The 13,647-nt window shown below is 33.5% G+C and carries 13 protein-coding genes; 2 read left to right on the top strand and 11 right to left on the bottom strand.

The window, feature by feature from the left end; all coding sequences use genetic code 11:
* Window positions 1-16: 16 nt before the first annotated feature.
* The 5 genes from rfbH to QMD61_05180 form a co-directional block, all read right to left on the bottom strand.
* Window positions 17-1,372 carry a lipopolysaccharide biosynthesis protein RfbH gene (rfbH, locus tag QMD61_05200; protein ID MDI6724023.1) on the bottom strand — a complete coding sequence of 452 codons (1,356 nt, stop codon included), beginning with the start codon at window positions 1,370-1,372 and terminating at the stop codon, window positions 17-19.
* Between the two features lie 13 nt (window positions 1,373-1,385).
* Complete coding sequence (locus tag QMD61_05195; GenBank protein MDI6724022.1) at window positions 1,386-2,135, bottom strand: ribonuclease Z; 750 nt, start codon at window positions 2,133-2,135, stop codon at window positions 1,386-1,388.
* A 10-nt stretch (window positions 2,136-2,145) separates the two neighbouring features.
* A complete protein-coding gene (locus tag QMD61_05190; protein MDI6724021.1) occupies window positions 2,146-3,174 on the bottom strand; it encodes a GDP-mannose 4,6-dehydratase in 1,029 nt (342 codons plus the stop codon).
* Entirely contained in the window at window positions 3,135-3,974 is an 840-nt protein-coding gene (gene rfbF / locus QMD61_05185) for a glucose-1-phosphate cytidylyltransferase (protein ID MDI6724020.1), read from the bottom strand. Before rfbF ends, QMD61_05190 begins: the two co-directional genes overlap by 40 nt.
* Before the next feature lie 443 nt (window positions 3,975-4,417).
* Entirely contained in the window at window positions 4,418-5,650 is a 1,233-nt protein-coding gene (locus tag QMD61_05180; GenBank protein MDI6724019.1) for a hypothetical protein, read from the bottom strand.
* Window positions 5,651-6,106: 456 nt separating this feature from the next.
* Here QMD61_05180 and QMD61_05175 point away from each other — a divergent pair, with 456 nt between their 5' ends.
* Entirely contained in the window at window positions 6,107-6,652 is a 546-nt protein-coding gene (locus QMD61_05175) for a hypothetical protein (protein MDI6724018.1), read from the top strand.
* 463 nt (window positions 6,653-7,115) lie between these two features.
* Here the strand turns inward: QMD61_05175 and rfbB are convergent, their stop codons facing one another.
* On the bottom strand, window positions 7,116-8,123 hold the full coding sequence (gene rfbB / locus QMD61_05170) for a dTDP-glucose 4,6-dehydratase (GenBank protein MDI6724017.1): 1,008 nt from the start codon (window positions 8,121-8,123) through the stop codon (window positions 7,116-7,118).
* Between the two features lie 22 nt (window positions 8,124-8,145).
* The gene (rfbC, locus tag QMD61_05165) at window positions 8,146-8,694 is read right to left on the bottom strand and encodes a dTDP-4-dehydrorhamnose 3,5-epimerase (GenBank protein ID MDI6724016.1); all 549 of its coding nucleotides are present in this window, start codon (window positions 8,692-8,694) and stop codon (window positions 8,146-8,148) included.
* A gap of 298 nt (window positions 8,695-8,992) precedes the next feature.
* On the opposite strand from rfbC, the gene QMD61_05160 reads away from it, so the two are divergent.
* A complete protein-coding gene (locus QMD61_05160) occupies window positions 8,993-10,078 on the top strand; it encodes a class I SAM-dependent methyltransferase (protein MDI6724015.1) in 1,086 nt (361 codons plus the stop codon).
* A gap of 34 nt (window positions 10,079-10,112) precedes the next feature.
* Here QMD61_05160 and rfbA read toward each other — a convergent pair whose 3' ends face one another.
* The 4 genes from rfbA to QMD61_05140 are packed head-to-tail and all read right to left on the bottom strand — an operon-like array spanning window position 10,113 to window position 13,540.
* Window positions 10,113-10,988, bottom strand: a complete 876-nt coding sequence (gene rfbA, locus QMD61_05155) for a glucose-1-phosphate thymidylyltransferase RfbA (protein MDI6724014.1) — start codon at window positions 10,986-10,988, stop codon at window positions 10,113-10,115.
* A complete protein-coding gene (gene rfbD, locus QMD61_05150) occupies window positions 10,988-11,836 on the bottom strand; it encodes a dTDP-4-dehydrorhamnose reductase (protein MDI6724013.1) in 849 nt (282 codons plus the stop codon). Before rfbD ends, rfbA begins: the two co-directional genes overlap by 1 nt.
* Before the next feature lie 5 nt (window positions 11,837-11,841).
* Window positions 11,842-12,603 carry a precorrin-4 C(11)-methyltransferase gene (gene cobM, locus QMD61_05145; protein ID MDI6724012.1) on the bottom strand — a complete coding sequence of 254 codons (762 nt, stop codon included), beginning with the start codon at window positions 12,601-12,603 and terminating at the stop codon, window positions 11,842-11,844.
* A 25-nt stretch (window positions 12,604-12,628) separates the two neighbouring features.
* On the bottom strand, window positions 12,629-13,540 hold the full coding sequence (locus tag QMD61_05140; protein ID MDI6724011.1) for a DUF166 family protein: 912 nt from the start codon (window positions 13,538-13,540) through the stop codon (window positions 12,629-12,631).
* Window positions 13,541-13,647 lie beyond the last annotated feature (107 nt).

Here is a 13,647-nt window from a genome sequence, read left to right as displayed (position 1 = left end):
AATCATGATATTCACACTATTTAGAGATTATTTTACCCTTTTGCGATGTCTTAATGTCATTATATGAATTCAGAAATGTTCCAATAACTTCCCTGACATAATTCATTTTTTTATCATCTATTCCAGGATAGACACCAATCCAGAAAAGATTATTCATCACTAAATCAGTGTTTTTAAGGTATTCTGGAGACCTGTATTCAATATCTAAATAAGCGGGCTGTCTTATAAGGTTGCCACCGAAAAGCATTCTTGTAGCTATTTTGTTTTTTTCAAGATAATTTACCATTTCGTCCCTTGTAAAAGGAGCCTTATCCCTAACTAATATGGGGAATCCGAACCAGCTTGGTTCAGATTTATGATTCCATTCTGGAAGTATAAAATATTTGTGGTAGGGTTTTAGAGAATTATAAAGAATAATGAAATTCTTTTTCCTTGCTTCAATGAATTCAGGTAATTTTTTCAGCTGTTCAACGCCAACAGCTGCCTGCATATCGGTAACTTTAAGGTTATAACCTATATGGGAATAAACGTATTTATGATCGTATCCAGGGGGCAAATGGCCTAACTGCCAGTTGAATCTTCTACCGCAACTGTTATCACATCCAGGTTCGCACCAGCAGTCCCTACCCCAATCTCTAAAAGAAGCAATAATATCTTTTAAAAGATGATCATTTGTTACTAAAGCACCTCCTTCCCCCATGGTTATATGGTGGGCAGGATAGAAACTGAAAGTAGAAATATGACCATAAGAACCAGTGTATTTACCGTTATACCTTGAACCAAGGGCATCGCAGTTATCTTCAACAAACCAGAGATTATTTTCTTCTGCAATTTCCATAATTCTATCAATATCTGCAGGGTTTCCAAGGGTATGCGGAACAAAAATCGCCCTGGTTTTTTGGGATAATGCATCCTCAATTTTATCTGCCCGTATATTATAGCTTCCCTTTTCAACATCGATAAAAACAGGTTTAAGATTGTTTTGAATAATAGGGTTTAGGGTGGTTGGAAATCCACATGCAGTGGTGATAACTTCATCACCGGTTTTAAGTCTTTTTTCACCTAATTTAGGGGAAGTTAATGCTGAAATAGCCAGTAAATTAGCTGAAGAACCGGAATTTGTAATTAAACAGTATTTTGCCCCTATAAACTTTGCAAGTTCCTCTTCAAACTGATTTGCATATTTTCCAGCAGTAAGCCAGAAATCAAGGGAGGAATCAACGAGTCTTATAACTTCATTCTCATCAAATACTCTCCCCGCATAGTTAACAGGTGATTCACCCGGAATAAACTCATATTTATCTTTTTTAAGGTTGTATAATTCCTTAACTTTTTTAAAAATCTGGTTCTTTATTTCTTTTTCATTTCTCATATAAATCACACGATTAAATAGTTATTTCCATGTTATCATGAGCAACAATAATTTCTGGGGATTCAGTGTCAATTTGAGAGGTTATTTCATCTCTTTCAGCCTTTGACCTGTATATATTGGCATCAAAATGTGTCAGGGCGAGTTTTTTTGCACCAGATTTTCTGGCCATTAGAAGAGCTTCTTCTGGGTTTAAATGAGGCCAATCCGGGTTAAATTGTCCAATTTTAAAGGAACATTCTGTAATGAGGAGGTCGGCGTCTTTTCCAAGCTTAACGATGTTTTCATGAATACCCGTATCTGTGCAGTAAGCTATAACTTTATTATCAACTTCAAAACGGTACCCTAAACATCTTGAAGAATGATTAAGGAATCCGCACTGAATAGTGAATGGATCATTAGTTCTACCTTCCTTTAATTCATTTATTTCCACATTAAATGGTAATTCATCAAAGGGAACTGTGTATGGATAATTAATAATATTATTTAAGATATCTTTCGTCCCTGATTGTCCATAGATCCTAATACTCTGTTTGAAACTGAATTTATTGAGTATATGGAGTCCTGCTATATGGTCAAGGTGGAAATGACTTAAAAATAGATATATGGGCTTTTCACCAGATCCATTAATATAATTATCCAGTTTATAAAACCCATTTCCAGCATCAAGGATAATATAAGAGTTTTCTGTTTCAACGAGGATGCATGGCGTGTTACCAGTTGATGTATCGTACCATCCATTGGTGCCTAAAAATGTTAACTTCATTTTAAAGCTCTCAAAATAATTTATCCTTTATCAATTCCGTTACTGGGATTTCTGCCTCTATTTGATTTCTATGGAAAAATTCTCTATACCATTCAACTGTTTTCAGAAGGCCTTCTTCAAATGTATACATAGGCTCCCATTCAAGCATTTTTGCAGCTTTTTTGGATGATAAATACTGGTTTTTAATTTCATTTGAAGCTTCATTCAATATAACTGGTTCCAGATCGCTTTTTGTTACCTTCAAAATTTTGTTAACAATTTCCAATACGCTGCAGGGATTTTCATTGCTGAAATTAAATGCCTGGCCATGAATCTCTGGATTTTCCATTTTTTCTGCAAGCAACATATATGCAGCAGCTCCGTCTTCAATATAGAAATAATCCCTCACCATAGATCCGTCACTTCTTATAACTGGTCTTTCATCATGCAGGATGGATTTAATAGTTCCAGGAACGATTCTATTGAAATTAAGGTCTCCTCCTCCGTAGAAATTTCCACATCGGGTAACACAAACCGGTAGATCGTATGTTTCATAATAGGCGCTGCACAGGAGATCTGAACAGCTTTTAGAAACATCGTATGGATGCCTACCTTCTAATGGTGTTTTTTCATTGTATGGAAGAACCTCCTGTTCTCCGTATGCTTTATCACTTGATGCACAAACAATTCTATCAACAAGTGGTGATCTTCTGCATGCTTCAAGTATATTCCATGTTCCTTTGATATTTGTTTGGAAGGTTGAAATTGGATTGCGGTTAGCTATGGTTACTATGGTCTGTGCAGCAAGATGAAAAACAGTATCAATTTCATATTCGTTTAATACACGTTCTAAGAGGAAATAGTCCTCAATTTCTCCCCGCACAGTGTTTATTTTGTCTTTAAATCCGGTTCCGTTGAGATTTGATCTTGGTACCAAATCTCTGATTAAGCCAACTACATTTGCCCCTCCTTCAACCAGAAATTTGGTAAGCCAAGATCCAAGTAAACCGGTGCACCCAGTCACAAGGACGTTTCTTTCTTTCCAGAAGTTATTTTCCAATCTTTAACCTCCATTGATGGTTGATCCCATACTTTCCATGGAGTATCACCTTTATTCCACATTTCATTTAAGATTTCTAGTTCTCTATATGTATCTACACATTGCCAGAAACCGTTATGTGGGTAAAGCATTAATTCGCCATCTGCTGCTAAATCCACCAATGGTGATTTTTCTAAGACGCAGGTTTCTTCCTCGTCAAGGTATTCAAAGAATTCTTTTTTAAATACAAAATAGCCTCCATTTATTAGACCGTCTTTGGTTTGAGGTTTTTCATTGAATTCTAAAACCTGGTTTCCTGCCAGTGCAAATTCACCGAATCTAGAGGAAGGATGTACCCCTGTCATAGTTCCTATTTTTCCGTGGGATTTATGGAATTTTACAAGTTCTTTTATATTTACATTGGCAACTCCGTCTCCGTAGGTGAGCATGAAGTAGTCGCCGTCTATATATTCTTCGATCTTTTTTACCCTGGCTCCTGTCTGTGTCAGTGCCCCTGTGTTTATAAGGCTTATTTTCCAGTCGTATTCTGTGTCGTTGTTTAAAAATTGAATGTCTTCCCGATTACCAAGTTGCATGGTAAAATCGTTGTTCATTATTTTGTAGTTCAGGAAATATTCTTTGATCATTTCACCTTTGTATCCAAGACATATTATGAAGTCTTTAAACCCATTGTGTGCATATATTTTCATTATGTGCCACAATATTGGTTTTTCTCCTATTTTGACCATAGGTTTGGGTCTGAATTCGGTTTCTTCCCTGAGACGTGTTCCTAATCCTCCACATAGTATTACTACTTTCATAATTTTCTCCCTTTATTCTTATTTTTTCCCTCTTTTATGCCTAATTATTGGTTTTTAAATTATAATTGCAGCTTTATCCCTTTTTTTAATTTATAAATAAGGTTTAAATAGTTATTAGAGCTATTAAATTGGTAATAATCTATTTTTTCCACCTCATTTACATCTGGGTACTACATATCCACCAAATTAATTATTATATAACATTATTAAGTTATTAATAATATATATAATTATCTAAGTATTAACTAATTATTTAAAACAAATTTAAATGTAAATAAGAAAATTTCATCTTTATTTTTCTCAATTAGACACTATTAATAAATAAAAACGAATTTTAAAATGTTATATACATTAATATTATTTAAAATTAGTCTATAAAACTTAATAAAATTAATAATACAAAATAAATCATCCAAACAGTAAATTTAATATTTTTAAACAAATTAATTTAGCTTAAAGCTCTGCACAGTTTTCTCGATGAGATAATCATTTTTTTCATAGTAATCTTCAGATGCCATAATCTGGAGTTCATAAACATTTAGATTATCATCTGTCAGTGTTGTCTGGTCTAAATAAAAAGGTGCAGTTACATCGCTGGAAAATAAGGGATTTTGCTGGCACTTATAAACGGTTCTGATTCCCTTAACTCCATTACGGTTAATTTTTTGTTCATACACTTGAATTCCCCCCCACCACTTATCTAAATAAGTATCCTGGCTCTGTTTATATTCTTTAATGGAATTTTCAAAATTTTTACCAAGTTTAGCATGCCATACAATGCATTCAACATTTTTTCCATATTTTAAATAGAGTCTTGATTCTTTACCAGCATCTTTATAGGATTTTCTATCCCAGTATTCTGGATAATACAGGGTGAAACCTTTTCCATCATATTGCTTCATTTTAACTCCATTTGAAGAATCTTCCCATTCAAAAATAGAGCTTATTGGAGGAAAAATTGTAAATTCACGGGTAATATTTTGAAGTTGAGTGGTGCTTCTTTTACCTGAAGATTTAGCAGTCACATTGAAGTAAACAGATTTAGAATTAGAAGGAATCATGAAGCTGTGCTTAAAATTTCCATTAGAATCTGCTTTAATGGTAATTTTTTCAATTACAGGGTCATCTAAGGCAGTTCTAATGTAAATTTCGAAATCCAGATTATCTCTAAGTGTCATATTTGATAATATGGTAATTGAAGCATTTGGATCGCTTTGACCTTCGACAGTAATTTTATTATTATTGTAACTAATCTTCTGCATTGGTTTTAGTGAAAGGAATGTTAGAGGTCTCTTTATCTGAATATCATGGTTTACTTCATACTTCCTCCCTGATTTTGAAATTACAGAAACACTAGTATCGACGATTTCTGCTGGAATATTAAGTCTGTACTCAAAACTACCATTTTTATTAACATTTACCGGGACCCTGTTCAAATTTAGATCTTCACTTTCTATATATACCTTAGAACTGGGCTCTGTTATTCCTCTTATCTCTAATTGGCAGGGTTTATCATTTATCTGGACGTTATCAGTTTGAAGGGATAAAAAGGTAATATCTGGAATCATTATTCCGGATAAAATAAGATATAATAATGCAATTCCGCAAAATGAACTGAGTCCAAATACAGCCCTGTCGATGTCGCTTAAATTATTCCACCATCTTTTCATGTCCAATGATACCACTTAAAAACGTTTATACAATCAATTTTTCAACAAGATGTATGATGATATATGTTTAAAGTATTAAATGTATTTTTTTATTACTGAATTTCAATTAAGGATTATTTTCGATGAATATCGCCTGTTTTTATAATCAAAATGGTTTAAATACAATTAATGGCAAATTATCTGTCCCTGAATATGTCAGATATGTCATGGGAAATGTTATGGTACATATATTTAATTGGGAATCCCTTTAGTTAGATGGATGGTGAATCAATTATTTTATTTATCTTTTATTTGGAAGTTTTAACTCATTTTTTATTGGTTTTAAATACATTTTCGTTAGTTTTTAGTAAAAAATAAATATAATTAGTAATAAATAATTACTTGTACTTAATACATGTCTATAGTTTAAATAATTAATTCTCATCTATGATGAGTTAAAAAAAAATATTGGAGGGAAATAATATGAGTAGGAAAATGGCAGCCATTACTCTATTAGTTATGGCTCTTGTTGGTTTTACTATTGCTGGTGCAGTTTCTGCAGCAGACAATACTGTTCCAAAACCATTTGCACCAACACCTTCCTGGCAATGGAAAACATTTGATCAGGGCAGTAAATACTTCATTAACAATTGGAAAAATCCTTGGGATGACCAAAAATTAACCTATAAAACCTATAAATGGAGATATGGTTGGAAAAATAGCAACAATCAAGTTAAAATATACATGCAACTGTTTAATAAAGCTCGTGCCTCATCAGTAAAATCATGGAGACGAAAACCTGTTGAATCCTGGAGTTGGGCTGTTAATCAGTCAACAATAAAAACTTTAGATAAACAAAACAGATTCCAGCTTAAAATTAATACAGTAACCTATAATTCCACAGGAAATCTTACAAGCAATACAAACAAAACAGTATTTACTAAATATGATGCTGTGGGATACTACTGGGCATTCAAAGATAGAAAAGATTGGAGAAATCCATCAGTAACTCCATTGATCACAAGATAAAAATAACTATACTTTAATCTTTTTTTATTTCTTGGTATTTAATTATTTTCATCCACTTTATGAGTTTAAAAGGATTATTGCAGGTGAAAAGTTAATAAAAAAATTAACAGCATTCACCATTACCATTTACGGTTTTTGTTGGTTTTCAGCTAGCAGGAGCAGCGGCAGATTGTTCCAAGTAAAAAAGAAAGATACATTAGAGTTTGTACATCTTAAACTTAAAGGAGAAATTTTCTATCCTGATAATCATTGAACTCAATGGGATGTTAAAAGGTTTGTTTATAAAGTTCAAATGATATAAACAATTTTCTATAAGAATGGAATGTCAATACAGAGTATCAATAAATAATCCTATATACATCTAATTGTTATTGGCAAGCTACAAAATACAAAAACGTTTACTTGAAGAAATATTTTTAATGGAAATATGTAATAGGAAAAAAATAATAAATAAATAACCGATTCATCTGTTTCCATACATTTTCTCATAATATGCCATGTATTCTCCGCTTTTTATCCTTTTCCACCATTCTTCATTTTCTAAATACCATTTAATAGTTTCAGATATTCCAGTTTCAAATGTATATTTAGGCTTCCAGCCCAACTCTTTTTGTATTTTAGTAGAATCTATGGCATATCTTCTATCATGACCGGGACGATCTTTAACATATTTAATAAGAGATTCGCTCTTCCCTAAATTTTCAAGAATTAATTTTACAATCTCAATATTCTTCTTTTCATTGTTCCCGCCGATATTATAAATTTCCCCACTCTTTCCCTTATGAAGAACCAGATCTATCGCTGTGCAGTGATCATAAACATGTAGCCAGTCTCTTACATTTAATCCGTCACCATATACTGGAAGTGGCTCATCTTCGAGGGCGTTAGATATCATCAAAGGTATTAATTTTTCTGGGAACTGATATGGGCCATAATTATTGGAACAGCGGGTAATATTCATGGGTAAATTAAATGTTTCATTATATGCTCTCACCATTAAATCAGCACCAGCTTTACTTGCAGAATAAGGACTATTAGGTGCTAAACAAGTATCCTCTGTAAAATACCCTGTTTTGTTGAGGGAACCATAAACTTCGTCTGTAGATATCTGTAAAAACTTTTTAATGCCATATTTTTTGGCTGCATCTAAGAGAACCTGAGTTCCAAGGATATTGGATTTAATGAATATTTCTGGATCTTCAATACTACGGTCAACATGGGATTCAGCAGCAAAATTTACAATGTAATCTATATCAACCATAATTTCATTAATTAATTCTTTATTGGATATATCTCCTTTAATAAAAGTGTAATTAGGGTTATCTTCTATTTCTGTTAAATTTTCCAGGTTTCCACAGTAGGTGAGTGCATCTAGATTTACAATTTTATAATCTGAATATTTATCAAGCATATATCTTACAAAATTACTTCCTATAAATCCCGCACCACCAGTAATCAGTATTTTCATTATTTATCTCCCCTATTTAATTTTATTAGAAATTGGTAACCGTTTCCTTCAATGTTTTCCACTGCTTATCCTTATCTGACAAGATAACTTCATCAGCAGGCCATTCAATGTTTATATCTTCATCATTCCAGATGATTCCGCCTTCATCTTCAGCATCATAAAAGTTGGTGCATTTATAGGTGAATTCAGCCTCTTCTGAGAGAACCAGAAAGCCGTGGGCAAATCCTTCAGGGACATAAAACTGTTTTTTGTTCTCTTCTGAGAGTATCACTCCCTCCCACTTTCCATAGGTGGGGGAATTCTTTCTTAAATCAACAGCCACATCAAAAACTTCCCCCTTTATAACACGGACCAGTTTGCCCTGGGGCTTTGTGTACTGGAAATGAAGCCCTCTTAAAACTCCTTTTTTGGATTTGGATTGATTATCCTGGACAAATGTAACATCAAGTCCAGCTTCTTTAAATTCACCGGCATGATATGTTTCCATGAAGTACCCTCTTTCGTCTCCAAAAACAGTTGGTTCTATGATATAAACCCCTTCAATGGATGTTTTCTTGAATTTAAATTTAGACATTCATTCACTCCATAATTTTATTTTAGATTAAATTAAACTTTTATCAGTAATAGAATTTATAATTTAACAGGTTTAATTGTTTAAATTGTGAATAACCAGATATTTAAACTAATTCTGTGTTTATATGCTTTAAACTTAATCGCTAATTTTACATATTAATATTATTCATTACTCTTTATAACTGCTGTTTAACTGATTTTACTGCAAGTATGATATACATTCAGAATTCATTCTTCGAAAAATATTTATTTTCACTTGATGTTTAGATTAGATATGGGACGGATAATGGAGAATATTAATGAAAAAAAATATCGTTATTATAGGGAATTTAAGTGATTGTAAACGTACATTTGCAAAAATTGATAGGGATTTAATAGGTTCACTTATTTTTATAACTAATGAAGAAGAGATGGACAATAAATGGTTTGAGGATAAGGATAAAATTCTTATTAAGGATATTAAAGGGCTGGAATATGATCTTATTTTTATCGCAACAGAGAATATTTCAGAATTCAGGGAATTTAAGAAACAATTAATAAATCAGGGTGTAGAAGACGAAAAAATCTGGTATAATTTTGATGTTGGTACTTTCAATCTAAGATTAAAGGGCTTTACAAAATATAATTCCGGCACCCTCAAGTATAAAAAAGATTTTTTTATGGAAGAGAAGCCAAATACCTATGAATTGAGGAAAAATTTAGATTTTGATTCCATGAACAGATTAGAGCAGTACTTTTACAATAACAGAGGAAAGATCATTCATAAGTTCCTGCATTATTTTGAAATATATGAAAGACATTTTTCGAAGTTTATAGGAAAAGATGTGAGTGTTTTAGAGATAGGGGTATCTAAAGGAGGGTCGCTTGAACTCTGGCGGCACTATTTTGGAAGTAAATCTAAAATATATGGAGTTGATATTGACCCTAAATGTAAGAATCTTGAAGGAGAGCAAATAGAGATATTTATTGGAGATGCTGAAGATAGAAAATTTTTACGCTCCTTGAAAGAGAAAATTCCTAAAATTGATATAGTGATCGATGATGGTGGTCATCATATGAACCAGCAAATCGTTGCCTTTGAAGAATTGTATCCATTTATATCTCCTGATGGGGTGTATCTATGTGAAGATCTGATGACTTCTTATATAGGGGAGTATGGTGGAGGTTACAGGAGAAAAAATACATTTATTGAATACAGCAAGAATTTAATAGATTATTTAAATGCATGGTACTCCAAAGAAGAGAATTCATGGCTTTCCAGGAAAAAATTGAGTGTAAATGAATTTACCCTGTCAACCCATTCCATACATTATTACGATGCTGTTTTGGTAATAGAAAAACGAAAAAAGGATCCTCCATTTGCAGTTATAATGGGAAATGAATAGAGATATTTCCAGACTCTTCAAAAATGGCTTTTATCTAAAATTCATTATTTTTAACCAGATCTCTAAGATAGTCACTGTATTCAGTTTTTTCCAGGGTTTTAGCCAATTTAAGGACGGTTTCAGCATCTATCCAGCCGTTGTTATATGCGATTTCTTCCAGACAGGCTATATAAAATCCCTGTCTTTTCTGTATGGCCTCAACAAAATTACTTGCCTCTAAAAGCCCGATATGTGTTCCTGTATCGAGCCATGCCATCCCTCTACCCAGTAGTTCTACCTTTAATTCTTTTTTCTTTAGATATGCTTCATTTACTGATGTGATTTCAAGTTCTCCTCGATCTGATGGTTTTACATTTTTAGCTATCTCAACGACCTGGTTATCATAGAAATAAAGTCCTGGAATAACATAATTGGATTTCGGATGTTCTGGTTTTTCTTCAAGGGAAAGAACATTTCCATTCGCATCGAATTCAACCACTCCGAAGGCCTTTGGATCTTTAACAAAGTATCCAAAAATTACTGCACCATTTTTAAGTGAAGCGGCTCTTTTCAGTATTTCACTGAACCTGTGGCCGTGAAATATGTTATCTCCAAGTACCAAAGCCACATTATCATCACTAATGAACTCCTCTCCAACAATGAATGCATCTGCCAGCCCTCTCGGTTTATCCTGCACTGCATAAGAAAAAGAAACACCCAGATCACTGCCGTCTCCCAAAAGTTCCTCATACATGGGTAAGTCCCTTGGAGTTGAAATTATGAGTATTTCTCTGATGCCTGCAAGCATAAGGACTGATAAGGGATAATAAATCATGGGTTTATCATAAATTGGAAGCAACTGCTTTGAAACAGCTTTTGTGATTGGATAGAGTCTTGTACCAGACCCTCCTGCAAGTACTATTCCTTTCATCATTCCTTCTCCTTCAATAATTTTATATAATCTCTTAAAGCCTCTTTATAGCTTCGTATTTCTTTAAATCCTTCCATTTTCCAGTTATAATTTTCAAGGACTGAATATTTTGGTCTGGGTGCAGGTTGAGGATACTCTTCTGTGGTAACAGGCTTTACTTCTATCTGGATTCCGGCCATATCGAAAATTTCCTTTGCATATTCATACCATGAGCAAAAATCGCTGTTAGTTATATGATAAATACCATATTTTGGCTTTTTTATGAGTTCTGCAATAGCTTTGGCCAGATCTACTGTATATGTGGGTGATCCGATCTGATCATTCACAACAGATATTATATCATTAGTTTTAGCTAAATTAAGCATGGTTGTGACGAAGTTGGGGCCGTGAAATCCATATAACCATGATGTTCTAACGATATAAAATTTGTTTAAGATATCACGGATGTAAACTTCTCCTAAATACTTGGTTTTTCCATAAACACTCAATGGATTTGGCTGGTCATATTCATAGTAGGGACTGCCCTTTTCACCGTCAAAAACATAGTCAGTACATATATAGACCAGGGCGCTGTCTGCTTTACTGCATGCAACAGCCACATTTCTGGTTCCGAGGACATTAACCTTATATGCCATATCCTGTTTTGATTCGCTGCCATTTACATCTGTAAAAGCTGCTGCGTGCACTACAACATCAGGATTGATTTCCTTCACTGTTTTAACAGTTTTATCTATGTCAGTTATATCAAGAGTGTAAATTGTTGTGGTACTGATTTCATTTTCAACACCTAAAATATCCACTAAATCGTGGCCAAGCATTCCTTCTGCACCAATAACTAGAACTTTCATCTTCTTTACTCCTTTTTTCTGTATTCATGAGTAAATTCAGGGTCATAAAGCTTTGAGGGAGTAATAATTCCGGGATCAAGCACTTTACCCACAATAATAAGGGCTGTTTTTTCTATCTCTGCTTCTTTAACTCTGGCTGCAATGTTTTCCAGTGAACCTCTGATAATCTTCTGGTCATTCCATGAAGCTTTCTTCACAACAGCAACAGGAGTTTCAGGCTTGTAATGGCTTAAAAGATCTGCTACTACTTTATCTATCATCTGAATACCTAAAAAGATGCACATTGTGGCATTATGTTCTGCAAGTGCACTTATAGCTTCCTTTTGGGGTTTGGGAGTTCTTCCCTCTGGTCTTGTTATTATCACTGTTTGTGATACTTCAGGAAGTGTTAATTCAGATTCAAGTGCTGCTGCAGCTCCAAACAGGGAGCTCACACCTGGAATTATTTCAAATTTTATTTCCTTTTTTCTTAGAAATTCGATCTGCTCTCCTATTGCTCCGTATATAGATGGATCTCCAGTATGAACCCTGGCAATCATTTTGCCTTTCGCTGTTCCTTTATTCATTAATTCTAATATCTGATTCAGATCCATGGATGCGCTGTTATATATTTCTGCATTCTCTTTTGCATAGTTTAATATTTCTTTGTTTACAAGTGAACCTGCATAAATAATTATATCAGCGTTTTTTATTGCTTTTTGACCTTTAATTGTTAGAAGTTCAGGGTCGCCGGGCCCTGCCCCTATAAATACCACTTTTCCTTTCATTTTATTCACTTTGTTGCCATATTACTTATTTATTATCATAGTTTAATTTAATATTATCCTTAATCTCAATAGCTTTAAATGGACATTTCTGGACACATATTTCACAGTATCCGCAGGTTTCTGGATTGATTTTTACTTTCCCTGTTTCTTTTATGATTATGGTTTTATCACCTATTTTAAGTGTGGGACAAACATCCCTGCATATATAATCACAGTTTTCCCCACCCTGACAGATTTCCTCATCTACCACTGCAGATTTTGCAGCAAAACCAAGCTCTTTTTTAACAGCCTCTTTAATTTTATAACCCGCAATATGCATCAAAGTATCGCCTATTTGATTATCAACACCCATGGAGGCTAAACAGGGATAATTATGATAAAGAATTCCAGCATCAAATTCAGCTCCATCTACAGGTGTATTTATCAGTTTTTCAGCTACAAAAAAAGTTGAACCGCATGGGGCGCTTCTTTTAACTTCAATGCTTTTAATAAGGTTATCAGATTCAATTTCAACTTCAGGTTTTCCCAGTACCTCTGCAAAGGCATCAATATACTTATCATCCACTGGTTTAAGGGTGCAGAATGGTTTGGGAAAGATAATCTTTTTGTCTCCTACTTCCTCTTCAATTTCCCTTTGCAGACCATATGGGATCTGTTTAGGGTCATGAATAGGGACAATAATTGACTTTACTCCTGTTTTTCTTGCAACAGCAGGAATTATCATATTAATATCCCCATATAGTCCTATTGAGATTATTAAATCTGCCTCAGGAAGATTTTCAGGTATGTGTTCTTCAATATTATCTATGAATTCAGGCAGATCTTCATCCACTTCATGTATTCCTACAATATTCTCTCCAAAACCCATTTTAGCCATATTATTTATGATTCGAGAGCTGTATTTCCCCGAGCTTAGAATAAATATTCGAAAGTCCATATTTTATACCTGCCTGGTTTTAAATAGAATAAAATTACTTGTTTAATATTTTATTTAACTTTTCCCGTTCAACGGTCTTTAATTCTATTAATAATAAAAATTATCGT

The sequence above is a fragment of the Methanobacterium sp. genome (assembly GCA_030017655.1).
GTDB lineage: Archaea > Methanobacteriota > Methanobacteria > Methanobacteriales > Methanobacteriaceae > Methanobacterium_D.
Note: the sequence above shows the minus strand (reverse complement) of the source record. Positions and strands in the feature narration are given on the sequence as shown.

What these genes read in the sequence shown, in the direction of transcription:
- rfbH (MDI6724023.1), bottom strand. Translation starts at nt 1,372, where the DNA reads ATGAGAAATGAAAAAGAAATAAAGAACCAGATTTTTAAAAAAGTTAAG.
- QMD61_05195 (MDI6724022.1), bottom strand. Translation starts at nt 2,135, where the DNA reads ATGAAGTTAACATTTTTAGGCACCAATGGATGGTACGATACATCAACT.
- rfbF (MDI6724020.1), bottom strand. Translation starts at nt 3,974, where the DNA reads ATGAAAGTAGTAATACTATGTGGAGGATTAGGAACACGTCTCAGGGAA.
- QMD61_05175 (MDI6724018.1), top strand. Translation starts at nt 6,107, where the DNA reads ATGAGTAGGAAAATGGCAGCCATTACTCTATTAGTTATGGCTCTTGTT.
- rfbC (MDI6724016.1), bottom strand. Translation starts at nt 8,694, where the DNA reads ATGTCTAAATTTAAATTCAAGAAAACATCCATTGAAGGGGTTTATATC.
- QMD61_05160 (MDI6724015.1), top strand. Translation starts at nt 8,993, where the DNA reads ATGAAAAAAAATATCGTTATTATAGGGAATTTAAGTGATTGTAAACGT.
- rfbA (MDI6724014.1), bottom strand. Translation starts at nt 10,988, where the DNA reads ATGAAAGGAATAGTACTTGCAGGAGGGTCTGGTACAAGACTCTATCCA.
- rfbD (MDI6724013.1), bottom strand. Translation starts at nt 11,836, where the DNA reads ATGAAAGTTCTAGTTATTGGTGCAGAAGGAATGCTTGGCCACGATTTA.
- cobM (MDI6724012.1), bottom strand. Translation starts at nt 12,603, where the DNA reads ATGAAAGGAAAAGTGGTATTTATAGGGGCAGGGCCCGGCGACCCTGAA.
- QMD61_05140 (MDI6724011.1), bottom strand. Translation starts at nt 13,540, where the DNA reads ATGGACTTTCGAATATTTATTCTAAGCTCGGGGAAATACAGCTCTCGA.